This is a genomic window from Candidatus Obscuribacterales bacterium (assembly GCA_019744775.1).
Classification (GTDB): domain Bacteria; phylum Cyanobacteriota; class Vampirovibrionia; order Obscuribacterales; family Obscuribacteraceae; genus SBAT01.
Genome location: JAIETZ010000001.1, coordinates 530130 through 555707, shown reverse-complemented (window position 1 = coordinate 555707; position 25578 = coordinate 530130). Strand labels below are relative to the sequence as shown.

General features: G+C 45.7%; 24 protein-coding genes and 1 tRNA gene. 14 read left to right on the top strand and 11 right to left on the bottom strand.

Translation table 11 applies throughout. The features are described 5' to 3' along the window. Positions 1-68: 68 nt before the first annotated feature. The 3 genes from K2Y22_02395 to K2Y22_02385 form a co-directional block, all read right to left on the bottom strand. Positions 69-416 (bottom strand): hypothetical protein, encoded by a 348-nt coding sequence (locus K2Y22_02395; protein MBX9877284.1) that lies wholly within the window; start codon positions 414-416, stop codon positions 69-71. An 89-nt stretch (positions 417-505) separates the two neighbouring features. Beyond that, positions 506-904 (bottom strand): response regulator, encoded by a 399-nt coding sequence (locus tag K2Y22_02390; protein MBX9877283.1) that lies wholly within the window; start codon positions 902-904, stop codon positions 506-508. Positions 905-980: 76 nt separating this feature from the next. Then, positions 981-1298: an RNA-binding protein gene (locus tag K2Y22_02385; protein MBX9877282.1), complete on the bottom strand. Its 318-nt coding sequence runs from the start codon at positions 1296-1298 to the stop codon at positions 981-983. Between the two features lie 209 nt (positions 1299-1507). Here K2Y22_02385 and K2Y22_02380 point away from each other — a divergent pair, with 209 nt between their 5' ends. Genes K2Y22_02380 through K2Y22_02365 form a run of 4 tightly spaced genes read left to right on the top strand, consistent with a single transcriptional unit; the run spans position 1508 to position 3928 of the window. Beyond that, positions 1508-1990, top strand: a complete 483-nt coding sequence (locus tag K2Y22_02380; protein MBX9877281.1) for a hypothetical protein — start codon at positions 1508-1510, stop codon at positions 1988-1990. A gap of 52 nt (positions 1991-2042) precedes the next feature. Then, the gene (locus K2Y22_02375; protein MBX9877280.1) at positions 2043-2210 is read left to right on the top strand and encodes a hypothetical protein; all 168 of its coding nucleotides are present in this window, start codon (positions 2043-2045) and stop codon (positions 2208-2210) included. A gap of 58 nt (positions 2211-2268) precedes the next feature. Then, positions 2269-3015 carry a tetratricopeptide repeat protein gene (locus K2Y22_02370; protein ID MBX9877279.1) on the top strand — a complete coding sequence of 249 codons (747 nt, stop codon included), beginning with the start codon at positions 2269-2271 and terminating at the stop codon, positions 3013-3015. After that, positions 2966-3928 (top strand): hypothetical protein, encoded by a 963-nt coding sequence (locus tag K2Y22_02365; protein ID MBX9877278.1) that lies wholly within the window; start codon positions 2966-2968, stop codon positions 3926-3928. Before K2Y22_02370 ends, K2Y22_02365 begins: the two co-directional genes overlap by 50 nt. Before the next feature lie 12 nt (positions 3929-3940). Here K2Y22_02365 and K2Y22_02360 read toward each other — a convergent pair whose 3' ends face one another. From K2Y22_02360 to K2Y22_02350, 3 genes are all read right to left on the bottom strand, one after another. Next, a complete protein-coding gene (locus K2Y22_02360; GenBank protein ID MBX9877277.1) occupies positions 3941-4642 on the bottom strand; it encodes a DNA alkylation repair protein in 702 nt (233 codons plus the stop codon). A 99-nt stretch (positions 4643-4741) separates the two neighbouring features. Then, entirely contained in the window at positions 4742-5602 is an 861-nt protein-coding gene (locus K2Y22_02355) for a tetratricopeptide repeat protein (protein MBX9877276.1), read from the bottom strand. A 104-nt stretch (positions 5603-5706) separates the two neighbouring features. Next, positions 5707-8361, bottom strand: a complete 2655-nt coding sequence (locus tag K2Y22_02350) for a valine--tRNA ligase (protein MBX9877275.1) — start codon at positions 8359-8361, stop codon at positions 5707-5709. A gap of 183 nt (positions 8362-8544) precedes the next feature. On the opposite strand from K2Y22_02350, the gene efp reads away from it, so the two are divergent. The 4 genes from efp (at position 8545) to K2Y22_02330 (ending at position 11063) form a co-directional block, all read left to right on the top strand. Further along, positions 8545-9105, top strand: coding sequence for an elongation factor P (gene efp, locus K2Y22_02345; GenBank protein MBX9877274.1), 561 nt, complete (start codon positions 8545-8547; stop codon positions 9103-9105). Positions 9106-9123: 18 nt separating this feature from the next. Continuing rightward, entirely contained in the window at positions 9124-9588 is a 465-nt protein-coding gene (accB, locus tag K2Y22_02340) for an acetyl-CoA carboxylase biotin carboxyl carrier protein (GenBank protein MBX9877273.1), read from the top strand. A gap of 3 nt (positions 9589-9591) precedes the next feature. Further along, a complete protein-coding gene (gene accC / locus K2Y22_02335) occupies positions 9592-10968 on the top strand; it encodes an acetyl-CoA carboxylase biotin carboxylase subunit (GenBank protein ID MBX9877272.1) in 1377 nt (458 codons plus the stop codon). 23 nt (positions 10969-10991) lie between these two features. Next, positions 10992-11063 (top strand) — tRNA-Ile (locus tag K2Y22_02330). 26 nt (positions 11064-11089) lie between these two features. Here the strand turns inward: K2Y22_02330 and K2Y22_02325 are convergent. After that, positions 11090-12262 carry a site-specific integrase gene (locus K2Y22_02325; protein ID MBX9877271.1) on the bottom strand — a complete coding sequence of 391 codons (1173 nt, stop codon included), beginning with the start codon at positions 12260-12262 and terminating at the stop codon, positions 11090-11092. A 410-nt stretch (positions 12263-12672) separates the two neighbouring features. On the opposite strand from K2Y22_02325, the gene K2Y22_02320 reads away from it, so the two are divergent. Continuing rightward, complete coding sequence (locus K2Y22_02320) at positions 12673-13365, top strand: hypothetical protein (protein ID MBX9877270.1); 693 nt, start codon at positions 12673-12675, stop codon at positions 13363-13365. A 27-nt stretch (positions 13366-13392) separates the two neighbouring features. Continuing rightward, positions 13393-13872 carry a hypothetical protein gene (locus K2Y22_02315; GenBank protein ID MBX9877269.1) on the top strand — a complete coding sequence of 160 codons (480 nt, stop codon included), beginning with the start codon at positions 13393-13395 and terminating at the stop codon, positions 13870-13872. Between the two features lie 79 nt (positions 13873-13951). Here the strand turns inward: K2Y22_02315 and K2Y22_02310 are convergent, their stop codons facing one another. The 4 genes from K2Y22_02310 to K2Y22_02295 all read right to left on the bottom strand — a co-directional run bounded on the left by K2Y22_02310 (position 13952) and on the right by K2Y22_02295 (position 21122). Continuing rightward, a complete protein-coding gene (locus K2Y22_02310; protein MBX9877268.1) occupies positions 13952-18220 on the bottom strand; it encodes a hypothetical protein in 4269 nt (1422 codons plus the stop codon). Positions 18221-18562: 342 nt separating this feature from the next. Continuing rightward, on the bottom strand, positions 18563-19102 hold the full coding sequence (locus K2Y22_02305; GenBank protein MBX9877267.1) for a PDZ domain-containing protein: 540 nt from the start codon (positions 19100-19102) through the stop codon (positions 18563-18565). A 512-nt stretch (positions 19103-19614) separates the two neighbouring features. Then, positions 19615-20745, bottom strand: a complete 1131-nt coding sequence (locus tag K2Y22_02300; GenBank protein MBX9877266.1) for a hypothetical protein — start codon at positions 20743-20745, stop codon at positions 19615-19617. Between the two features lie 8 nt (positions 20746-20753). Beyond that, positions 20754-21122, bottom strand: a complete 369-nt coding sequence (locus K2Y22_02295; GenBank protein ID MBX9877265.1) for a hypothetical protein — start codon at positions 21120-21122, stop codon at positions 20754-20756. 232 nt (positions 21123-21354) lie between these two features. Between K2Y22_02295 and K2Y22_02290 the strand changes: the two genes are divergently transcribed. The 4 genes from K2Y22_02290 to K2Y22_02275 all read left to right on the top strand — a co-directional run bounded on the left by K2Y22_02290 (position 21355) and on the right by K2Y22_02275 (position 25486). Then, complete coding sequence (locus K2Y22_02290; GenBank protein MBX9877264.1) at positions 21355-22293, top strand: hypothetical protein; 939 nt, start codon at positions 21355-21357, stop codon at positions 22291-22293. A 127-nt stretch (positions 22294-22420) separates the two neighbouring features. After that, positions 22421-22873: a hypothetical protein gene (locus K2Y22_02285; protein MBX9877263.1), complete on the top strand. Its 453-nt coding sequence runs from the start codon at positions 22421-22423 to the stop codon at positions 22871-22873. Between the two features lie 79 nt (positions 22874-22952). After that, complete coding sequence (locus K2Y22_02280) at positions 22953-24257, top strand: hypothetical protein (GenBank protein MBX9877262.1); 1305 nt, start codon at positions 22953-22955, stop codon at positions 24255-24257. A gap of 11 nt (positions 24258-24268) precedes the next feature. Next, positions 24269-25486, top strand: a complete 1218-nt coding sequence (locus K2Y22_02275) for a tetratricopeptide repeat protein (GenBank protein ID MBX9877261.1) — start codon at positions 24269-24271, stop codon at positions 25484-25486. Positions 25487-25578: the final 92 nt, after the last annotated feature.

The window sequence follows — 25578 nt, the reverse complement described above, 5'->3', positions numbered from 1 at the left end:
TACGGAAAAGACTATAGTGCGAAACAATGGCGTCCTCAATGGGGTAATTCCCATTGGGAAAATAAATTCTATGGTTTGCTATGTGGCTGGAAAGCCAGAAAGGGCTTGCCTTGCCAGAATGCGGACCAGATATTGAGTGGTCCGGCTGGGTTTAGTCTTAGGTGGATGCGTCTGTCTACACTTGTGGCCGACTCGATGGTTGAGCCGTAGATCCAACTCCAGTCGACGGAGCAAACTGCTTCGCTGGACTTTGGAAGATTGTCGGCTGGGACAACTGAGAGGGCAACTTGTGGATCAATGACGCTGCCTTCGGGCGAAAGTGCTGCGCCTTGACCGTCAGTGAATTCGATGGTGAAGGAGTTTAGGCTGCTGTTGGCTGATTTGATTGATTTGCCGATTAGTTTGTTTAGGGACATGGATTTAACTCGATTGTGATTATTGAACTTGGACTCTGATTTTTTGCGGCAGATTCTTCGCTTCGCTCAGAATGACAAAAAAAAGAAGTTTATTCCGGGGTTTCGGGTGGGCGGAGGGATTTGCGTTCCTTTAAATAAGGTTGGATCTCTTGAAGAAGCTCATTTGCTTTCATTGGTTGCTTCAAGAATTTTTCGGCTCCAAGTTTTAGTGCCTGAGCTTCCAGTGATGAATCGTTTTGGCTTACAAGAAACACAAATGGAATTGCGCTTAGTTCCGGATCTGATTTGACGGCGCGAATGAAATCAAAACCTGTTCCGTCAGATGATTCGGCGTCAGAAAGTATCAGCTCCGGCAAGTTCTTGTGCGCCAGGAAAAGAGCAAGGGACGATCCGATGACAGGAATCACTTGATGACCAAGTGGAGTAAGCAATTCCTTGGCCAGTTTTGTGTTTGCGCCCTTATTGTCTAAAACGAGTACTTGGACCATTGGCGACCTTATTAACGAATAAGACCCAGGGATTGTAAATTTCAGTCCCTGAGTCTTGAATTCGAATTGCTAGGTTTTAGTAGCGATCGCGACGGAATTTACCGCCACCACCACCGCCACTGCGTCCGCCACCGCCGACGCCAGCTTCACGTGGCTGCGATGGGTTAACAGCGACCTGACGACCCTCGATAGCTTGACCATTGAATTGGCTGATTGCTGCTTCAGCTTCTTCTTGGCTGCTCATTTCAACAAAGGCAAAACCACGCTTTCTGCCGGTTTGGCGATCAACTGGAATAGCAACGGATACAACGGTTCCAGCTTGGGAAAAAATTTCCTTAAGTTGGGCTTCGCTTACGGAGAAGGCTAGGTTACCTATAAATAGTTTCGTGTTCATTCGTACCTTGATTAGAGATCGTCAGTGTCGCGGACCAAAATTTAGACACCGGGTAGTCCACTCATTACGGACCCCGAACTAGTATCTCACGCCCTTGGTATATGGGCAAGTCAAGAGAGATAAAAAACACATTTCTGGACAGTTTTTACTTTATGTTTCATAATTCCTTTACCTATTTTGGGTCAGGACTTACTAAGGAGAGTGCCTGCATGGCACAACCAGCACATTCAACCTTCGGCTGCGTCTGTTGCGCAGACATGGGTGTCAAGGTCAGGCAACTTGCCGCCCAGGCTCAAGCGGAGCTGAAGGCAAGAGTTTCAACCGATGGGCTCGACCAGTTTTTTGGTTCATCGCCGGTTGTTGAAGAAGTAATAACAGCTGAGGTTGTCGAGGTAATTGAGGTAGTTCCTCAGGTATCGATCTCTAGCCAAGAGTCTAAAGAAGATTCCAAATATGACGCGCTTTTGAAGCTTGTCAATGAGACAACGGCACGGATGGAAGAACAGCAGGCAAAGTTAGAAGCCGCCAGCTTCCGTATCGGCTATCTGGAAGGTCAGTTGGAAACTGCCATGAAAGGCAGACTGTTGCCTGATCATCAGTCCAGCAAATCCATTTGGTCCAAGCTTGTCAATTCAATGAAAGCTACATTTGCCTGGCCGCCAACAGCCGAAGAGCTCGCGGATATCAAGTAGTTAACGCGTATATCGCCTGGGTATAGCTCTGCTAGAGCCCCAGGAGATTACTATGAGCACGAATTTGCCTCGCACCATTTGGCTGGCGTTTATGTTTGGCGCCCTTTTAGCCACTTTCCCGAATTGGTCGGACCCATCCAAGCAAGTGATGTCTGGTTATGACGCGCCCTGGATTTATCCCGGACTCAATCCATCTGTAGTAAAACAACCGCAACTGTAGGCAATTGGCGATAAGACCTATAGAATTGGGTCGTCGGCGGTTAGAAAGGTGAGGGCACATGGGGGCATTTAAGGGCTTGCGCAGCTTGGGAGTGATGCTGGCAATCTCTGCCACTTTGGCCGGCTGCATGCAACCGGACGGTTATGAAGTTGCAAGCACGGCTGGCGATCAGGCTTTTAAAGACAAGCAATATGATTCTGCTGAAAGAGGATATCTGCGGGCGGTAGATTTTGCCGAGCAGGAATATCACAAGGGACAAGGCGAGTCCAATCTTATTGAAGGCTTGAAGTCCTTGGGGAAATGCTATTCGGCGCAAAACAAATATGCCGAAGCCGAGCCTCATTATTTGCGGGCTGCTCAACTTTTGGAATCCAAAGTGGGCACAGATATGGTGAAGTCCGGCAAGTTGAGCCCGGATTTTGAGAATTGGGTTTCTGTCTTATTGTCGGTTGCGGACAACTATCGCGCCGAAGGCAAATTTGCTGATGCGGAAAAAACATATAAGCGAGTCTTGGATTTGGAATCTAAGCTGACTAATCCGGACAAAGTAATTAAAGCTGAGGCACAATCCGAATTGGCTGAATGTTATGCCAAGCAAGGCAAGCAAAAGGATGCGGTTACCTTGTTTAAGACTGCCCTGGCTGATGTAGAAAAAGCCGAAGGTCCGCGCAAACAAGAAGTGTTGATTGATACACTGGAAGATTATGCTCAGACTCTCATGGATTTGAAACAGACGAGCGAGGCAGAAAAGCTTCATGAACGAGCCAAGGAATTACGTGCCAAACTCAATGTTGAGAATAATTAGGTACATTTGCCTTGGTTTGGTAATCATTCCGTTTCTGTTTTCTTCGGGTGTTGCTGCTAAGACACCGGTAAAAGTATCTCCTCCAGCTGCAAAGAAAAGCAAGCCGGCTTCACTAAAGCCAATGTCCGGTGCGCAGATGGATACCTATGTGCCTTCTGTGCCGTCTTCGCAATTTTCGGGTAATTTGCGTCAGGCTAAACCACAAATGTTGCAAGGTTCTGCCGAGCATAGCGAATCCTTACCGGCGGAAGACTCTCGCTTTTCAGCGGGTGCCACTTTTGATGCCAAAGCTCTTCCCGAGTATAAAACAGCTAACAATTGGTTTTGGATACCACAATGGTTTGCCGGTAAATACAAAACTGAAAGTATCACGCGCTACTATCGTTATGATTATCGCACTGGACAAACAGATTTGACAAGAAATACGTCTGTACTCAGACGGACGGAAATATGGGGCTGGCAACAAGATAGACTGGGCGGCATTTGGCAGTACGATAGCGCTCCTTACAGGGAGGAAGTTGATCGCGATACGCTTTTTGAAATTCAATTATGCAAAGAGAGAACTCCTGTAAAGATTACAAATGATAGTGTTGTTCTGCGGTTTCGAATAACATCCATATTTATAAATAGAAAGACTGAAAAAATCGAATGGACTATACAATCCGAATTTTTGCAAACCTACACACAGGTTGGACCGACTCGGCTGAAGGTTGAAATTTCGGCGAAGGCATTCGATGAAAACGGCAAACCGAAAACACTTGATAAAAACACACAGTATTTGGATCGAATTTCTGGTTTTGAGCCTGTAATAAGTATGAATGGTCGTGATGTAAAAGACATGTTCAGAGACTTTCTTTTAGCTCGTAATCGCGCGGATCTAATACCGGAAAGCAGTAGCGGAAGCGGATTCTAATTACAATGGAACCTACTTCATTGTGCCAATACGAACTAGTTGCTTAGCTCCTTCGCGATAGCTAAGTGGCGATAGCTTTTGCTTGTTGACTTGCAGAAACTTCTTCACGCTTTGTGGCTGGCTGTAGCTGTACTGACGCAGTGCCCAACCAATTGCTTTGCGAATGAAGAATTCTTTTTCGTGTGTTTGTGCAAGGCAAAATTCAAATAGTTGTTTTTCGTCGGTTTCTTTTTTGTGCTTGTTTTGAGAAATTATTGCCGTACGTCTAATCCAGAAATCGTCATCTTCTATCCAGTCGTACATGAGTGGCTTTAGTGATTGGCGTTCCTTGAGTAATGCACGTCCGACAAGATCGACGGCAATAACGTCGACAAAGTCCCACCAGGAGCCTTCGCGAATTAAGTCTTCGAACAAGGGCATTGATTTGGATGTGATGAATTCGTCATTTTGGCAGGCAAGGGTAAGTGCTGTGTACTTCTCTTCGCGGTGCTTTAATTTCCAGAGAGCCCGGACACCTTGCTCATAGTCTTTGAAATTTGCCGGTTTGAATTCTTTTTTGATCCGCTTGTAGATAAGCTCGCGCTCTGGTTTCTGGACGCCATAAAAGGGCATGTCCGTCTTCATGTAAGCGGCCATTTCTTTAGCTTTTGTGGAATTGCGCTTTGCATTCAATTCCTTTTCAACGAATTGAACTAGATTCTTGGCATAGGACATGACTAAATACCCGCATCGACAATCCGGACATTAAACCACAAACTAGTACTTATTGCGGTTCAGCAAATTATTTAGTAACGGACCTGTCGGTTTTCTAGTCTAGCGACATTTCAGACGTTTTGCTATTGCTTCCTGGGTGCGTTTGTCTGACTCTCCCAGCTTGTCGATTAGTAGATCAATTGCTTTGGTAAAAAACGGGTCGGCTAGATCCGAGCGGCTTTGTATGCAATAGATTTCGGCAAGTTTAAGGTAGGCGTCTGCTAAATCCGGTGAGCCACCCCAGGGAATAAATTCACTGGGTGGACTGAAAATAGCAGAGTTGTCGTAGCCGGATGATTGATTGAGCATTTCGATGGAGCGCTTTTGTAGAGATTCTGCTTCGGCGTAGTGATCGCCAGCCAGATAGTAATTCACCCAGCCATTGAGGACGCGTGCTGCGTCGGGTGAGCCGGGGATTGTTGATGGGTCGTTTATCAAGTTATTGACGTATTGATTGCGACCTTGGAATTGGGAGCCGAGCATGGACGTGTTTTTGGGGCGGCAAGCTATAACAAGCGCTTGGCGCAGGTAGTTTTCGGTATCGGCAGGTAGACCCAAATTTAGCGATGCTTCGGCGTAGTCGGTCATGGTGCGCCCGGATTCAAGTGAGGCAGCGCCGCGTTTTTGATTCCAGATGGTTAAGGCACTGCGGGATTCTTCGAGTGCTTCTTGCCACTTGTGCTGGAGGCGGTGGATGGTGGCGAGACGATTAAGGGTGTAGGCAAGTTTGATGCCGCCTTCGACTTCGATGTCGGTGAGGGCATCTTGGTAGGATTTTTCGGCGTCGTCGAGCTTGTTGTCTTGGAATTGGTGGTCGCCGGCGTTGATGTAGGCGGTCCAGGCATCGGAGGCGAGTGCGACGGGTGTCGTGAGTGCCAACACGAAAAGGAGAGAGAATGCTTTTCTACAAAGTCGTTTCATCGTGAGCTACGGAAGATTTCTCCACTTCGCGCGCAAAGCGCGCTTCGGTCGAAATGACAAAGAGGACTTGGGTTTTCGTAGGGGCGCATTGCATGCGCCCGTTTCTAAGTCTCGAGTACTTTTATTTGAGCGGCTACTGATTGAAGCTGAGTTTCCAGGTCTTTTACTTGGGCTTCTATGGTTTCGACCTTTTCTTTGGGTGCTCTGGCTTTGAAGTCTGGGTTGTCTATGACGACTTTGACTTTTGCCAATTCCTTGGTTAAAGAATCTTGGCGAAGAGTGAGTTTCTCTTTGGCCTTTTCCATGTCAATCAAGTTGCCCAAAGGTACAAAAATTTTGGTAGTGCCAATTACTTCGCTGGCGGCTTGGGCAGGAGCTTTCACTTCTTTGTCAATTGTTAGTGGATTGACGCGAGCTAGGCGCTTGATGTAATCCTGACCGTCTTTGAAGGACTTGAGTTCATCGTTGGAGGAACTAATTAGCACTTCGGCTTCGGCAGATGCTGGGACATTGTATGTTTGGCGAATGTTGCGGATTGATCTTATTGTCCGCATTAATAGCTGCATTTTTTCGTCGGCTTCAGCATCGAAGTATTGTTCATCCGGTCGTGGATATGGAGCAAACATAATTGAATCTAAGTCTGACAAGAAGGCTGACTTAGGAATCTTGCTCCAGAGTTCTTCTGTAATGAATGGCATGATTGGGTGCATTGCACGCATCAAACCTTCAAATATTGCATGCAATACCCACTGGGTTTGTTGCTTTGTTTCTTCATTGGCTAACTGAATTTTGGCAATTTCCAAATACCAGTCGCAGAAGTAATCCCACGTGAAGTCATAGATTTGACGGCTAACTTCAGCGAAGTCATAGTCGCGCAGACCCTCATGAACAGCTTTCAACATGTGTTGATAGCGATCCAGAATCCATCTGTCTGCAAGTGTGAGATTTTTTGGTTTAGCGAAGTCTAGTTTATAGCCTTCCAATTGCGTCAAAGTAAATCTACCGGCATTCCATAACTTGTTAGCGAAGCGGCGGTATTCCTCAACGCGGTCTTCGCGGAAGCGGACGTCTTGGTCGCCCTTAACGCCGCCGGAAGCGAAGAAGAAGCGGTTGGCATCTGCGCCGTATTTGGCGATCATATCCAATGGATCAATGGCATTGCCTTTTGATTTGGACATGCGCTTGCCGTCAGGAGTCTGCACTACCGGATGGATAAGCACGTGCTTGAAAGGAATTGTTCCTAGGAATTTCAAACTCATGAAAATCATGCGGGCAACCCAGAGGTTGATGATTTCGCGGGCTGTAGAGAGAACAGTCGTCGGATAGAAGACAGACATTTCGCCTGTCTTTTCCGGCCAGCCTAAAGTAGCAAATGGCCAAAGTGCTGAAGAAAACCAAGTGTCTAACACGTCTTCATCTTGTATAAATTTGGCGCTGCCGCATTGAGGACATTTTGTTGGATCTTCTTCAAATGCTCCCTGATGGTTGCAGTCTGCACAAGTCCAGATTGGAATACGGTGTCCCCACCAGAGCTGGCGACTAATACACCAGTCACGAATGTTTTTCATCCAATCTAAATATGTTGCTGCATAACGATCCGGAATAAATACAACGCGATCTTCTTCGACGACCTTAATTGCCGGCTCAGCAAGCTCCTTCATTTTTAGATACCACTGATCAGATAGACGTGGTTCTAGTACTTCGTGACAGCGTTCGCAGATAGCGACACCATGATCGTAATCTTTGGCTTCGACTAAAAGTCCTGTTTCTTCTAATTCGGCAACAATTGTTTTGCGTGCTTCAAAGCGTTCAATGCCATGAAGATTTTTCGGCACAAAATCGCAAACCATCAATTTGCCATGCGCATCAATGACGGTTGGTTGTTCCAGATTATGGCGCTGACCAACTTCCCAGTCGTTAGCATCATGGGCCGGAGTAATTTTTAGAGCACCCGTACCGAATTGCCGATCAACATATTGATCGGCAATTATTGGAATTGGACGCTTGGTCAAAGGAAGCAATACTTCTTTGCCGATGTAATTCTTATAGCGAGCATCATCTGGATGCACTGCCACAGCCACATCACCAAACATTGATTCAGGTCTTGTTGTGGCTACAACTAATTCGCCTGAGCCATCTTTCAGCAAGTACTTGATGTGATAGAGATGACCTTTTGTATCTTTGTGTTCAACTTCCAAATCAGACAAACTTGTTTGGCAACGTGGACACCAATTTGTTACGCGATTGCCGCGATAGATATATCCTTCATTGAATAATGTAACGAACGCGCGTTTAATTGCTCTCACATAAGTCTCGTCCATTGTGAAAGCTGCGCGATTCCATGTGAAGGCAACGCCTAGGCTTTTGTATTGCTCATATATCTGGTTGCCGTATTGATCACGCCACTCCCATACGTGTTCTAGGAATTTTTCGCGACCAAGTTTATGACGATTAAGTCCTTCTTTTTTCAGCTTGCGCTCAACAACCATCTGAGTGGCTATTCCGGCGTGGTCTGTGCCTGGCTGCCAGAGGACGTTGTAGCCCTGCATGCGATGCCAGCGAATCAAAATGTCTTGCAAGGTGCCGTTCAAGGCATGCCCCATGTGTAAATTGCCCGTAATGTTTGGCGGAGGCAAAGCGATGGAAAAACACGGTCTGTCGGCGTGCACTTCCAGGTTGTAGACATCGTTGCTAAACCAGGTCTTGGTCCACTTTTCCTCGACTTCTTTAGGGCTATAGGCGGTTTTTGTTTCTAACATTTTGAAAAAATTCCAAAGGACGTGCCGGAGGCACTAAGTGCAGGAAAGCTGATTATATCAAGCTTAGACTAATACTTTATAGCAAGCGCGCCCCTGTGTCGGTGATAGAATTCCCCCTGGCCCAAGACAGCCCTAACGGCTGCTTGACTTCCGTTTCACCTAATCTGAATCTAAGGTTCCAAAATGATTTCCAGTAATGACTTTCGTCCGGGCGTAACCATCGAGTACAACAACGGTGTTTGGCAAATTGTTGAAGCCATGCACGTTAAACCAGGAAAAGGCGCAGCCTTCGTCCGCACAAAGATGCGGAATGTGGAAACCGGCAACGTAATGGAAACAACTTTCCGCGCCGCAGAAAAAGTACCATCGGCAGTTGTGGAAAAATCGCAAATGCAATTCTTGTTCAAGGGTGGTGATTCATACACCATGATGGATCAAGAAAACTACGAGCAAATTGAACTCACTGAGAAAGAAATCGGTGAAGGTGTTGAGTTTCTCAAAGAAGGTCTTGAAGGCATTCAAGTCCTTAAGTATCAAGGCAGAATTATTGGTGTTGAACTGCCGAACACAGTGGAATTAATTGTTACGGAAACCGTTCCCGATGAGCGTGGTGATACAAGCTCCGGCGGCGGCAAACCGGCTACTTTGGAAACAGGAGCTATTATCACAGTCCCATTCCACCTGAAGCAGGGTGAAAAAATTCGTGTTGATACGCGCACACGCAAGTATCTAACTAGAGTCTAAGATCGAGGCAATGTAAAAGTGAAGATTGATTTTGAACAAATTCGTGAGCTATTGACGGTCGTATCGGAGACCGACATCACTGAACTCACCATTGAGTCCGGTGAAGAACGCGTCACCGTTAAGAAGTCCGGTCCTGCCGGTCAGCTCGTTGCTGTAGCACCGACTGCTAGACCAGCGCCGGAACTGATTAATGCTGCGCCTGACGCTCCGTCCGACATAAAAGGCAATGAGACAAACGGTCTTCTGCCAATTACGTCGCCAATGGTCGGCACCTTCTATAGATCGCCATCGCCATCTGCACCTTCCTTTGTGGATATTGGTGACAGTGTCACAATTGGCCAAACGGTCTGCATTATCGAAGCAATGAAGTTGATGAACGATCTGCCGTCTGAAATCTCAGGACGTGTAGTCAAAGTTTGTGTTGAAAACGGAACAACCGTTGAATACGGTCAGCCACTCTTCTTGGTTGATCCAAGAGGATAAGTGATGCTAGAAAAAGTATTGATCGCTAACCGCGGCGAAATTGCTCTGAGAGTCATCAGAGCTTGTAGAGAACTTGGCATACGCACAGTTGCTGTTTATTCACAAGCAGATGCTGAGTCCTTGCACGTCAAATTAGCTGACGAAGCATATTGCATCGGACCACCCGTTGGTGAACGCAGCTATTTGCATATTCCAGCAATCATCAGTACCGCAGTAGTAACTGGTGCAGATGGTATTCACCCAGGCTATGGCTTCTTATCTGAGAATGCCAACTTTGCTGAAATTTGCAACGACCACAGAATCAAATTCATCGGACCATCGCCTGCTGCAATTCGCGGCATGGGTGATAAGTCATCTGCTAAGGACACCATGCGTAAAGCAGGTGTTCCTGTTGTGCCTGGATCTGTCGGACTAATTACGAATGAAGCAGACGCGCATAAATTGGCTGACGAAATTGGTTATCCGGTTATTGTAAAAGCAACTGCCGGTGGTGGCGGACGCGGTATGCGTGTTGCTGCCGACTCAGCTCAACTAAGTCGCGCAATAGCTGCTGCTCGTAGTGAAGCAACCGCAGCGTTTGGCGAAGGCGGCGTCTATCTCGAAAAATACTTGAAGCCTATTCGTCACGTAGAAATTCAGGTATTAGCTGATGGTCACGGAAATGTTGTGCACATGGGTGAGCGTGATTGCTCTATTCAAAGACGACACCAAAAGCTTATTGAAGAGGCTCCTAGCCCTGCGCTAACGCCTGAGTTGCGTTCCAAGATGGGAGCTGCCGCGGTACTAGCTGCTCGCGAGATTGGCTATGAAGGCGCCGGCACAATTGAATTTATTCTTGCCGGTGATCAGTTCTACTTCATGGAAATGAATACGCGTATTCAAGTTGAGCATCCTGTGACGGAAATGCTTGTTGGAATTGACCTTATTAAGGAACAAGTGAAGATTGCCTCCGGTATGAAGCTGCCATTCAAGCAAGAAGACATCGTATTGCGTGGGCATGCAATTGAATGCCGTATCAATGCCGAAGATCCTGATCGTAATTTCTTGCCGTCAGCCGGTCGCGTGGATGCATACGTTGCTCCAGGTGGTCCGTGGGTGCGTGTAGATAGCCATGTCTATCCTGGTTACAACATTCCACCGTTTTATGATTCTTTGGTCGGCAAATTAATTGTCTGGGGGCAAGATCGCGATGAAGCAATTCGCCGTATGCACAGAGCATTAGATGAATATGCCATCACCGGCATCAAAACAACAATACCTTTCCATCAGAAAGTGCTTGCCAACCCGTATTTCATGCGCGGAGAAGTCAGTACCGACTTTATTGAACAACACATGCTTCCGAAAGAAGACAAGAAGAAAGTTGCTTCTGAAGTTAAGTAGGTTGATCTACAATATGGGGTAATGGCTCCATAGCTCAATGGTGGAGCAGGCGACTCATAATCGCTTGGTTACTGGTTCGAATCCAGTTGGAGCCATAATTTTTTCAAGCCTGGTGAGCGTTTCAAGCCTTCTTCTTGGCGACCGCGGCAAAACCGCGGCAAGAAGAAGATAATTTAGTACCTGACTTCTTCGATAATTTGGCAAGTTTGCTCTCGTCTTCCGAGTTTGCATCAGGAATGTGCCGTATATATTTCTGCGCAGTGACGTTGACGGAACTATGCCCAAGGGCTTCCGATACATACGACAGACGCACGTTGTTGCTTAGAGCATGAGAGGCGAAGCTGTGCCGAAGTGTGTAACACCTTCTGTATTCAACACCGGCTCTCTCGACTGCATCTTTCCAAGCCTCAACCGGCACATCTGCATAAGGTAATCCGTACTGAGTCAAAAATAGATAGTCATCTTTCTTTGCCTTTCGTACAGTCTTCAGTTCTAGAAGAGCAGCTCTGACATCTGGAGGCATAAATACTTGACGCAGAGAACTTTTAGTTTTTGGCGCGTTTTCTAAGCCGTGTCTGCGGGTTCTCTGGACGTTGATTCTGTTCCGCTGGAAATCTACATCACCAAACCGTAATGCAATTAGTTCACCGGTGCGTAAGCCAGTGGAAAATTGAACCCAAAACATCAGTCGAAGCCTAGGATTAAGTTCTTCGAAAATTGCTTCAATCTCTTCCTCACTGAACGGTTGTGGTTCATGTTTTTCTATGACCGGAGCTTTGATTTTTGCAAATGCATTTCGGTGTGCAGCAATTAGGTCGTGATCTATTGCCATATTAAATGCTGATCTGCACAGCATAATAAGTTCTCGGATAGTCTTATTGCTTAGTCCAGCGCTCTTCAGAGAGCTTATGAATTTTGAGATTTCGGCAACGCTTAGACTTTCCGCTTCAACCTTCCATAAAGGCGCTAATCGATTGAGCAAGTATTTGTAGGACTCAATAGTTCCTTGCTTTAAAAACTGCTCTCTTGTTCGGCAATAGTTTAAGAGAACCTCCTTAACGGAGATTCCCGATTTGCTGTGTGCAATTTGATCTAGGACTGGATTTTCTCCACGAAGTTTCTTCAGACGCCTCTCTTGATTCAGGCGATCCATATACAGGACAGCAGCTTCATAGTCGTTGCCGAAAGAGCGTTGGTGGCGCTTTCCGTCTATGGTCGTTGCGACGATATAGACATTCGGATACCGATGCCATATTCCGTTCCGCATTTCACCAAGTTTGGGCGGTTTGCTCATATCCTGCTTTTTCACCTTGACAACATTTTACTAGGCTTTTGAGGTTCTGCCAAATACCACATAGCTAATAGACGACTAGACGTCTTGCTAGGCGGTCTGTTCCTAGGCGTACCGTCATCCGGTCCTAATGAGGGTGTCGGGAGTTCCAAACTCTTGGGCGGTGCCATTGGGATAGGGGTTTCGGGGATCGTCCTGGACCTCCTTTTAAATCCCGGCTGCATTTGCCGTTCCGGTTTTTGCTGCTGGATACTCTTCCAGACCTAGTTTCGGAATTTGCCTCCTTTGCATTCGTATCGCCTTGAATTTGCACAATATTGGGTCTGAATACCTTTGGATTCAATTGGGGCTTTTCCCAATGACATAATGCAATTGAATGCACATAATAACCATGAATACTGGGGGGTAACCATATGTCTGACAAATCTGGTGACTTTAGCCAGCATGATCGTGCTGAGGTACAGAACAAATTCAAAAAAGTTCTGGAATCAGGGCTGTCCACAGCTGTAAGCACTAGGTTTGATGATTTCATTGCTGCGACCAGCTGGCTAGCAGGTGAGTTTGCACTTAGACAATCTGGGTTTCTATCCAGAATTCTCCCAGATACTTTACCTGGCACGATCTTGCTCAGTGATGATGTTGACTATCTTGTTTTGTCGAATCCGCTGGTCAACTATGTTAATGACCTATATGAGGCAATAGCCTACATCGATCCCTCTGTAGACAGAGACAACTGGAGGCTTTTCCGTCAATCGAACGAGGAGTACGACCGTGATTATGCAGGACCTTGGCTGACAAATCATCCTGCGGCAGTGGCGAACCGCATTCGCAATAAGATAATTGAATTGGCCAAAGGCTTTCCGCTAGAGAACGGCAAAATAGGAATTCTCACCGAAGGTGCCGTGGCGTTATCTTTAATTCGTAATGCTGGATATTCAATTGGACTTTACAACAAGCGGAAAGGCGACACTCGCGAACATGCTGGCTTAGCTATGCACTGGCTTGTTATGGGATCGAGAACGATGCCTGGTCCCGGAGCTGAAACGCCGCCGCGCAGTGATAAGCCTACCGCAACGATCATGGTGGGACAACCTGGAGCCTGGTAAGGCTTCGACTGGAACTTTGCGCACATCATGGGAATTGTAGTTAAGCACAGCTATATCGACACCAAGGTTAAACCAAAACCTCGCGCGCACGCGCACTTGAAGTATTTACAATTTCGAAGCGGTGAAGATATAACGGACAATCGCCGAAGAAGTTTTTTCAACGCAACAGGGAACGTGCACTCTACAGTTGCCCACGAAGCTATTGATCGCCAAACGGATCGCTATGTTGCTATACATAAACTACTAGTCGCCTTCGAAACGTCGAATGTGGATCGACCAGCTTTTGTACGTGCTTTGATGCATCAATTTTGCCAACAGAAAAACTGGAACCTTGAGTGGTATGCGGTCTGCCATAACAATACGGATGATCCGCATGTACACATGGTCATCATGCCCACTGATTTACGTCGGAGACGTATTCGTTTTTCAGTAGATGATTATCATCTACTGCGAAAGATTGGAAGCGATCTTCTGATCTCTGACACAAATCCAAATAACAAGCTATAAAACTGCCTAGACCAATCTGCTCAAGTGACTTTAGAGCGACTTTGTGTACAGTCCGATTCTGTGATTCGTCTCCTATACCTCACTCTGCCTGTACTTCTATCCGCTTCGGCGTTATTAACACATCATGCATCGTATTTGAGCCATTCTCACGCGTATCCGCTTCCTTCATCTCAAAGCTATATCCGTATTTTCTTCCAAACGAACCTATGTGCTTCATCAATAGTGCATAGGATGTGGTGCCGCGTGCGTTCATGAATAAAGGCATCATATTGCCTTTATCTAGATAATTTTGCTTGTAGGACTTGATAAACCTAAGCAACATTTTGCCGCCGACACCATCAGGCTCTCCTTGCTTAGTCGGCTCCAAATAACTATCGCTGGCAAAGTCTTCGATATAAATTGCAGGCTTCTCACTACCATACATTTCTACTTTGCCTTCATATGCCAGCAAATATCCCCTTATCTTGCCCGCTTTGTCCGTGTATTTAAAGCTCAGATTTGGTCTTCCTTTTGCAACATTATTGATGTCTTTAGCAATAAGGGTATTCTCTAAGTCAATTAAACCCTGAGTCAACGTCGGTACTTCCTGGTAGATCTTGCTCTCCAGATGTGAAAGTGGCAGTGTGTCTTGAAAAGTCAATTCCGTTATTGCTTGTTCTTTGCTATTTGATGTTATAGAGCGAACCATCTGTGCCGGCACACTTGCTTTTACTGCATTTGTTTGCGGAGCAATTAACGACAGTCTAGACACCTTGTCATGAATCTTATCACTGTATGCTACTGGGGCTTGCGGCAGATAGGTATTTTCTTCTTTTGGCAAGGACTCCAAGGCATCTCCATGACCAAGTCCTACTATTATTTTGTCACTCTGTAGATTTTCCTTTTCTCCATACAGCTCCATATAGCGACCGAAGAAATCTCTATACACTGCTTCTAGCGCAGTTTTGTAGGTCTCAGACTTGTAATTTGGATGCACTTCAACATTGTCGGCGGCTATCACTGCTTTGCCATTGCGCAATCCTTCCTCTGGGAAAATATTGAGCACCGGCTCTCCCTTCCTCATCTTTTCCACAATTGACGGCACTAGCTCTCTCACGTCTAGATCCTTTGTAAGTACGCTTTGGGCAATTGTTCGTTGTGTGCCATCGGGACGCTCTAGACGTATCGTAAACAACGCATTATTTGGATTGAACATGTAGACATTGTTTTTTCCGGATCCAAATTCCATACACGAAGCAGTATCGTCACCAGCCACCACCGCCAATGGATCACTCTTCTTGTGTATTTCTGCAACGAGCTTAAAACTACCTGGTGGTCGTGACAATCCAATCTCTTTGTTGTACAACAAACCTGTTATCTTTACAGACAAATCTTGTGACAACTCAGCCCCTTGCAAAACTTTAGCAATAGTCAAATTATCTTGCTCCAGAAAGTCATTCACTTTCTTGAACAATTTCTTCGGGCTCTGTGCTTCACCACGCTGCCCCTTCTTTCTAGATCCCAGGGCACGCTTGAGTTCACTTGCCAGATCTACACAACCTACCTCATACTCCACCCTCATCGGTGTAAAGGACTGTAGTCTGTCAAGACTGCCATCAATTATCGCATCTCTGAGTTCCTCTGCTTTAAGATCCAAATGTGGTTTCTCAACATAGTTTGATGGCTTCAAATGCTCGTGCAATTCTGAAGAATGTTTGTCGCCTCGCTCAAGAAAATCCGTTGGATTATTCAGCAAAAAATCCTCAATTGGTTCTTTTGCCACCTTGCTGTCCGCATGAAACGCTAACGCCTCCACCCATTTTGCACGCTTTAACTGCCCAGATGATCTTAATTCCTGAATTTTTGGCAGCAGCTCACTACTATTAATAAAATGAACTAACTTGCTGTACTGTTGTAACTTAGTCCATGAAGAAAAAACACTAGCTTGATCTGGAAATCTAGCTGCCAAGTCTTGGATTGTGACAATGCCGGGATATTCTTTTATCTTCTCCACCACATGATCGAAATTATCGTGATAGTCGTTTGCTATGCTCTTGAGTCGTGCGCAGGAATGCCCAATTTCATCAACACCACTGTCCCTATTTACCTGTCTCAGCACATTGTTGTAAAAGTCATCAGCACCCAGTCTTGAACCTTGGAACATTTTGATAACACCGTCAAATCCGTCAAGAACTTCGTGTGGGTCGGCATTTGTTTTGAATATGTATCGCAGCATTCTTGCTGTACCAAATATCCGGCTACCGGCTTGAAAAGAATTTCCATCGGCATCTACTTCCCAAGGAGCGACTCTGTTTCTCGTTCTTTCAAATAATCTGCCGGCTTCCTCGTCAGTCAACTTGGATATGCCGAGATATTCTTTAGCGATTGTATTGAAGTCCTTGCCGATGCTAAGCCCAGTTCTAACTACGTTTGTGATATGTCTTGACTGCACTGATTGCCTGAAAACTTCATCAAGTGTGTTAGGCTCAACCAACTTGCGGGCAATTATTTTCTCAGCAGCTTGAATCAATCCATTAGACAAGCACTTAACCAATCCAAGACGCGCTGCTTCTCGTATCTCATCTGCTTTCAGATCTTCTTCTGTGGCCCAGTTGCTCTGAATCATTTTTTCAGCATGATGAATTCGTCCAGCGGACAAGCACTCAATCAGTCCTTGACGCACAGCTTTATGGATTTCCTTTTCCTCAATCAGCCTGCTCTCTACGATTTTTCCTGCTGAAACCAGCCATCCACTAGACAATGAATCAGCCAATCCCTCTCGTACGGCTTCCTGAATATCTTCGTCAGTGATTAACTTGTGCTCTATTATTCTCTTCGCTGTCTCAATATGTCCACCGGTCAAACAGCGATTCAAAGCTTGCTGCACTGCATCAGATATTTCTTTGTTTTCAACTAACTTGAGTTCAATTATTTTTTCAGCATCGTCAATGCATCCTTCAGACAAGCTTTTGATTAAGCTTTTAACAGCGGCTTCTCGGACCTTTACTGTTTTCAGATTTTCATCTGTGGCAAACTTTCTTTCAAGTAATTTCTCGACCTCAGTAATAGATCCTTGATATAAGCACTTGGCCAACCTTAGCTGAACGGCTTTTTGAATCTCGCTTGTTTTCAGATTTTCATTTGTGACCAACTTGCGTTCAATTAGTTTCTCGATAATGTCAATCCGCCCATCTCTAAAGCAATTAACCAAAGCTTGACGCACTGCTCCTTGAATCGCTTCCTCCGGAACTAACTTGCTCTTTATTATTCTCTCTGCGGTCTCAATGTATTTACCAGACAAGCAAGTAACCAACCCTTGGCGCGTCGCTTCTCGAATGTCTTCTTGCTGCAGATCTTCTTCTGTAACAGAATTGTCCTTAATTATTCTCTCTGCATTGACAATGCTTCCTTTAGACAAACATTCAACCAACAATTTACGGACTTCTCGTTTTTCGGAAGCAAGGGAGTCGTCAAGTGTACGTTTTTCTGTCGAACGGGTACTATCAGTAGCACTTTCCTGTCTCGTATCTAAGATATCATTAGCCATCAGTGATGGTGCTTGCGTTGACGGACTTGCCTTCTCTAAAGACTCAGCATTTTCAATTGCCGACTTTAGATGCTTACCCATCTGCGCATGGCGAGTGCTTAGTGCTGTTACTCCTTGATTGATTCCAGCTAGCGCAAATCCTATTATTCCAAAATCAATTGCTGCATTCTGTATATTCTTCGCTTCCAGTGTGCGCCCATTGAAAGAAGCATCTGCTACCGCTCCTACTGCCCCGGCCGGCACTCCTGCAACTCCGGCTATCGTCATATCAGACAATGCATTCTTGAATGTCCCTGGCTTTACCTTTGCCGCTACCTTCAATCCCGACAATGCTTCTGAACCAGCTCCTAAAAGCCCGAATGTAAGGGCCTGCGAGCCTGCATTGGCTACTCTGCCAGAGAGAAAATTATTACTTGGGTCCGATTCCGTGAATACCGCCCCATACACGGCTCCTTGTTTGGCGCTTCTCATAAAATGCTGTCCGCATCTTTGCGTAAGTGACAAAGTATTGGCCGTCTCCACCTGCCGAAATGGGCCCAGCTTTAGCTTGCCCAATAAGTTAAAGTCCACTGCCATCCCTATGGCACCGCCAAATTTTTGTGCCCAGGAGTCTGTCAAATTACCCTCGGCATTCTTCTCATTTACTATTGAGACATGTGGTAAATGACCTCCAGTGACTAATTGCCCCAAGCCATTCCACAATGGAGCAATTACCGCTGATTGCACAAATGCTCTGCCAAAATCCTCGACAATAGTGAGGCAGCTAAGCGGTACTTCCGCTTTGTCTCCCTCTCTAAGTGGCGCTATTTCTCGATTAATCAACTACTGCCCTGCCCACTTCTGGTCCTGCTGTCTTCCTTCAGAAGATTAATTTATCAATCAAAGACTTACTTGTAATTGGGGAAAATACGGGTGCTATTTGAAAAGCCTAGAATATGAATGGAGTTAATCCTAGCGATGCACGATTTCCCCTTTGAACTAGAAGAGTCTCTGAAACCAGTAGTGAGTGATGAATCTGGAGTGGTTTACTGCCTATATAAATACCGTCTCTGTCGTGTGAACATATACTTACGTTCTGACTGAAGCCTGGCACGTAACTGGTTTTGTAGTACTCGGTGCGTAAAAGCCAGAAGCTGTTTACGAGAAGCTCCAGTGCGAAAGAACCTATCTCGCCGGGCAAAAACCATCAATAGGTGTTCTAAATAGAACCCGGGTCATAGTAAAAGACTGGCGGGTTGTGCCTCTCTGAACTAAAATGCTGACCTTTGAATCTACTGGTCCGCGTATTAATTTTACGACTCCGTTAATAGTGGGGTTAGAGCCGATGGATCTACCGTCCACACTTATTATTTCATCGCCCTTCTGAATACCTGCTGCCTCTGCAACTCCACCTGTTATAAATTGCATTACAACTATCTTCTTGCCTTGTTTTCCCAACGTCATGCCGACACCAGTGAGTGAACCACCGGTAAGGGGATCACTCACTGTTATCCCGGAGGCAGGTGATGGCTGTCCATTTCCTGATTGCATTTCGCTGGTATCTGACGTAGAAGACGGCTTTGTATGGTCGTTTCTATTTTGAAAATTAGATGTTGTTGAATGACTCTGGTCTTCAGTTTCTGCTGCGTATGCTATTAGCAATGACCCTGAGGAGATTGATAGGATAGTTGTCACCACTAACAGAATGTCTATCTTAAATGGCACAATTATTCCTTCTGATTCGCATGTTTAAGTATCTCAATGCTGTTGATCGTGATTTCATCTATAGGATCGGTCAATATTTTTCTGGACGGAAATATCAGAAAGTTTCTCTACAGCGGTTTGTTCATTCGCCAATCGTCCGCGAATCATAACGAATAGCGCCTGATCGTTGTGCGAATTAGTGATAAGTGATTTCGCAAGTTTGTTGCCTGATGTATCAAGTTCGTACAGTTTGCCATTGCTGATTAACGCGAAAACGGCGTCAGAGCGCAATGCATGTTGCCGACTATAGGTGGCTCGTGTCAGCTTTACGTCGATTTTTTGTTTGTCATTCGCACAGCACCTTTGTCCACAAGATAACCTGTGAAGCTGGATATGGCGTTCTCTGCGCGAGTCGGAATTACTATAAACAGCAAGATCAAAAATAACAGCAATGCTCTCATGGAAACCCCCTCTCATATTATCCGTAATTGTAATCTTTGGGAACACTTGTGACAGCTTGGACAAAGGGTCATTTATGGTTTTGATTGATCGTTGCTTTTGTTGGGGTTTTCTTTGGTGAAACTCGTGGTCGTTTGGAATTGTTTGCGGGACTCTTGGTCGTCACGATATAACTGATGCAATGATTGTTGCGCAGTGGCGTGCTTAGCGGTGACCGATTGTAGTGGAGGCACCGCTGGTGGTGTCACTCGTTCGAGATGTCGATTGTAACCTTGAATACCATCTTCTGGGGCTTGGGCATCCTCGCTGCGTGAGAGCCAATACGGTTCAGACAGGCTTAAAGTGCGGATAAACAACTCTGCATTGTACCCATTAGTAGACTGTTTATATGGCAGAAAATAACAATCTGAGGCTCCGTGTTCAATCGAGCAAGGCTTCCTCTTATGCACTACCGGTCCACCTTTATTGTTTGGCGTCAGTGACCACGTAGTTCCGTTCTGAAACTTAGCAACGATGGTGTAAATCCTGTCATCTGGGCGCAATTGTGCTAAGTGATTGGCCATTGGGCAAAATGTACGATCAAACGACATTCCGACACGATTAGCCGCGTGGACATTTCCGCATAGAATTAAGAGACGCTTGTTCGGTGCGGATTGTAATTGTTTTGCCAAAAATTCTGCCATGCTGTTGTCGCGGTCTTGTGGGTTTTTCGCCGAAATAGGATCAAAAGCAATGACCTTGATCGCTGGCATAGTCCGCAAATGCTTAATTAAGCTTGCCATCGCAGTACTCCCCCGTCCATCCTGCACTGGACAGTTGAATATCGGCATTGACTTCAATATTTCTTCGTCACCAGTTTTCATGTATTCATCAATAAATTTTTGATGATCCCTTGGTAATTCAAGTCCAACGATGAGATCGGAGCCATCATCTGATAGTTGACCTGCAAGACTGTCAACGAATTCTGGAATTTCTTTTGAACCGTGGAATTCGCCTATGCAGACTATTCTGCAATCCCTAAGTACTTTAACGATGCTTATTGGTATATGTGTCGAATTCTCAATTGCAATAGATTGGCCGGGCTTGATGTCTTCTGTTGATACTGGGCTGGCAAAATCAGCTTTAGCATCTACCTGCGTAGTGACAAGAGTGAAGAAACTCATGAGTCCAATCAAACAGACGTTGTAGTTGATCGTGCCTTGCATAAGGTTTCTCAAAAGTTCTGGACGGAAATATCGGAAAGTTGCTCTACTGCGATTTTTTCATCTGCCAATTGTCCGCGAATCATAACGAATAGCGGCTGATCATTATGGGAATTAGTGATAAGTGATTTCGCAAGTTTATTGCCTGCTGTATCAAGTTCGTACAGTTTGCCATTGCTGACTAACGCGAAAACCGCGTCAGAGCGCAACGCAAGTTGCCGACTATAGGCGGCTTGTGTCGACTTCATGTCGATATTTTTGTTGGTCATTCGCACCGCATCTCTGTCCACAAGATAACCTGTGAAACTGGGTATAGCGTTGTCTGCCTTGGCTGGAATTACTATAAACATCAAAATCAAAGATAGCAGCAAAGCTTTCATGGAAACGTCCTCTCACATTTTCTGTAATTGTAATCTTTGAGAAGGCTTGTGACAACTGGAGAGAATTCCTGAGCAGTAATCGGGCAAACACCCAATGAAACCTTGAGAATCCTGATGGTGAGCTTGTACCAGCAAGGAAGAGATGGAAATATCTTCATTACGTTCGTATTTTCCCCACAGACTAATAGTTCAGCTAAAGGTACGCTTTTGGGCAGCCATTAGGAATGAGATTATGTCGCATCCTACAGATGAACTCGATCACAAATACGCAAATCCCCTTGGATTTTGCGCCTCCGCCATTTATGAAACTATGGACTTTTGTGTGCAGTCGGCAATGCACCCGGACAAACGCATAAGGCAAGCCGATGTTCTGACTCATGGTCTTATCGTCGGTGGCATTAAGGAAATACCGAACCAAATCCTAAATCACGCTGGGGAAACTGCAACTAAGATGGGTGTTGCTGGAGCCATTGGCGCTGCCTTCAGTTTACTTATTGATTCGAAGACTAAATTTCTCTCTACAGGTGCCAAATGGCTTGGCTTAGGCATGGGTGTAGGTGCCATTGCGGCCACAGCCGTCGATCTTCATTCTAAGCCCAAACTTAAATCGGCTCTGGAAGCTGCTTGGAACAAGCCTGAAGCCGTTGCCGCCGGCAAACAGATTGCTGAAGCCGAGTGCGGACCAGACGGCTTCAATTGGGGGTTGTCCGTACCAGCAACTATCGTCGGCGGTATTGGTGCAAAAGGCGCGATGAAATATTGGTCCTACCGGCAAGCCTTGTCCAATGGCGCCGAAACGCTCTTAAAACCTGACATCGTAGACGGTCCTACACCCGGACTGGATGAGGCTGGCAGACTTCTTCTGGAGCCCACTGCTCACGAATTCTCGATGCTACAGACATTTATTCTCCATGCTCAAGAACTTGTCCCGGGTGTAAAAGTTGACCGGGCGATCTCAATACCTGAGGAGGCATTTGGACAACCTGCGGTAATGGCAAAGATTAGGCTTCCTGCCGGCACTACTAGACCGTTCGAGGACGCTTACAAATTGAAACGCTTGGCTGCCCACCTTGCAATAGATAACGATTGGCTGTTTGACTGCACGATTGATGGTGAAGAACTTATAGACATGAATGGCACCGCCATACTACTTCACGGATTGAAATACTAATACGAAACGGCATTGTGCACATAGAGAAAACCCGGTGACGACTCCGCTTGCCGTGGAATTAATTTTCTGTCTACCCTCTGAATGTACAATTTAAGTACTGAATTTCGTAGGTTACAGCGGAGGAATAATGTTCAGAAATATTCAATTAGTATTGCCGAGCGCTATCTTGGCAGTTTTTGTCCTTTTACCTGAAGCGCTGGCAGAAGATGGAACCATGCCGCTTGCAAGAACCAATCATTTGAAGATAGTAAGTCTGCCAAAAGAAGTAAATGCAGGTGAAGACATTATCTTGGAAGCTATTACCAATGCGAATGCAAAGTGCATTATCACTGTCGCCAGCGGAGATCAGGAACTTATTGGAACTGATCTTGTGCCGAAATTGGCTGACAGTGCCGGTAACGTCAAGTGGCAATTTAAAGCGACTGACAAAGCAGGCAAATTGGACGTATACGTCCATTCTGTGTCCGGTATAGCTGATGTAGGTGCATCGACTAGTATCAATGTACAGCCAGCAACGGACGCTGCTGCTGGCAAAGCAGGAAAGTTAATGCTGACGAAGGCGAGATCACGGCAACACTAAAAATCGCAGTTGTCATATATTTGCCCATGACTGGATTCATTTGACTGGTTCCTGATACTCGATGTAATGTCAGGTAATGTTGACGATTGATAAATCCACGACTGAACCGCTGGTTGAAGACAGAAGCTGGAGTGTTTTGCAGTGCACCGCTTTTCGGTTCGTTTGTGCCTACCTCATCTTGTACAACTTGCCATTCCCTCTAGGGGCACTTCCTTTCACCGAGTATCCTGGCGAAAAGTATCTGGATGTCTGGAAAACAATAATTCCTTGGATAGGCAAGCATATTTTGCACCTCAGCAAAGATATTGCTGTACTGCAAACCGGCAGTGGTGATACTACTTTCAACTATGTCCAGGTGTTGTGCTTTTTGGCTCTGTCCGCGCTGGTTACCCTGATCTGGTCTATCGCAGATCGCAAGAGAACTAATTATATTGAACTACATCAGTGGCTCAGGCTGTATATTCGGTTCGTGTTAGCCAATGCAATGTTTACCTATGGCGCCTGCAAAGTTTTTAACACACAGTTTCCTGCGCCCTTTTTCTGGAGACTTCTGGAAACCTACGGTGAATCTTCACCAATGGGGCTGTTATGGACGTTTATGGGATCATCGAAGGGATACACGATGTTTGGGGGGCTGGCTGAAGTATTTGCCGGTTTGCTACTTATTGTTCCGCGGCTGACAGTTTTAGGGGCGCTAGTATGTTTTGCTGTCTTAACGAACATTTTTATGCTCAACATGTGCTATGACGTGCCGGTAAAACTGTACTCGTTTCATCTTTTGCTTATGGCAGTTTTCCTGCTGATGCCCGATTTTAAGAAGTTGATAGATTTCTTTCTCTTGAATCGTAAAGTCGCACTGTCTAGCGATGCTCAACTGTTTCAGCGTCCCTGGCTTAATCGTGGTTTGCTTGTGGTGCAATTGTGCATCGGAGGCTATTTTCTTGGTGCGCCACTCTATGCTGGTTATGAATCTGCCAAAACTATGTATAACTCATCTCTAAAGAGTCCCTTTTACGGCATCTGGTTGGTCGATGAGTTTGAGGTTGATGGAAAAGTGCTTCCACCGCTTGTGACGGATGAGACTTGCTGGCGCCGAGTCGCTTTTGATATTTACGATATGTTTACCGTTCAGCATGCTGATGGAAGTCGGCAAACATACCACCTCAAGCTCGATGCCAAGAAAGAGACAATTGCTTTGCCAACCGAAATTCCTAACTGGAAAGCGGAGTTCAGGTATAAGAAGCTAGATGGTCAACGCCTTGTATTAGACGGTGTTTTTTGTAAGCAGAGAATTCATGCCATATTGCATCGGGGTAACAACCAAGATTTCAGACTTACAAGTCGTGGATTTCATTGGATAAACGAACATCCATTTAACCGTTAGGAGGTCGTGACATGCCTGAGGAAGAGCGCATAAAGCTAGAAAGCCAATCGGAAGTGATTCTTGTTGAAGCTCTGAATGATTCGTCGGCACAGATCCCGACTCTATCAACGCCTGAAACTGACAGAATCCCCTCGGCTACAACGGTACAGCAAGAGTCCCAAACCGTCTCCTTGCAAGAACAAGGCTCCGGCGATGTTCATGAATCACAACCACATTCAAGTTTGTCTGATATTGAGCTAATTGAACTTGCTAAATATCCATTTGCTCCCGAATCGGACTGGCTCCGCGCCTGCACAGAATTAAATCATAGGCGCCCCGACATCAATAAGAGTCCAAGATTTCTAAGTAATTGGAAGCATTCCGGTATGGTGTGTGGTGGCATTGTGGTAATTCTTGCACTGTGTACAATGTGGCACTTTTCGCCAAAGCCAGAGACGAATTCAATCTCAGCACCAAATGCCGGACGTTATTTGCTTGACTCTGCTCAGTTTCAGAGCAGCGAACATGCGAAGCGCGCAACTATTAGATTGGCTCAGTCGATTGATGAGCGTGCTTGGTCTTATGCAAAGGCGGCCGCTTATCTTGATGCAAATGAAGTTGACATTGCAAATCTTATGCGAGGAAAGAAAACCTCGTTCAGTATGCAGGCGCTAAATACGATGCTTTATGCGATGGGCGAATCTACTTTGTTTCCACCAAAATTAGATCACAAGGAATTACAACGGACTGTTACCTACTTTACTCGGTTGATAAGCATTGATCCGCAAGACAGTCGCGCAATTTCTGGTAGGGCCGGCGCCTATGAAACCTTGCAGCAATATGACTTGGCGATTGCTGATTTTCAACGTGTTGTTGAACTTGAACCACAACGCCCCGGACCGCGCAATAACTTAGCCTTGGCATACCTAGAAGATGGCAGATATGAGCAGGCTGTGCAAGAATTCAATAACTTGCATAATCTCTTTCCACAGTACGAAATTTACCAGAACCGCGCACTTGTTTTTGCCGCAATGGGAAGGTACGAAGATGCAGTTGATGATTGCACTAAATCGATTCAAATGATGCAATCACAAAGACCTGGACCGTACTGGAATCGTGCCCAGAATTATAAAGAGTTGGGCAAATTTTCAGAAGCCATAGCTGACTGCAAGAAAGTTTTGGAGATTGATCCAACCTACAAGTCAGCATCGGCTCAGATAGCTAGTCTCATGGCTGTGAAGCATGATTAGGTGTCTTGCTGCTCAAAAATCCATAACTGAGCAACAAGATAAGCTGCTTCTGTTAGCCGGGGAATCACCACAAATCTGCAGTAATTTCAGGT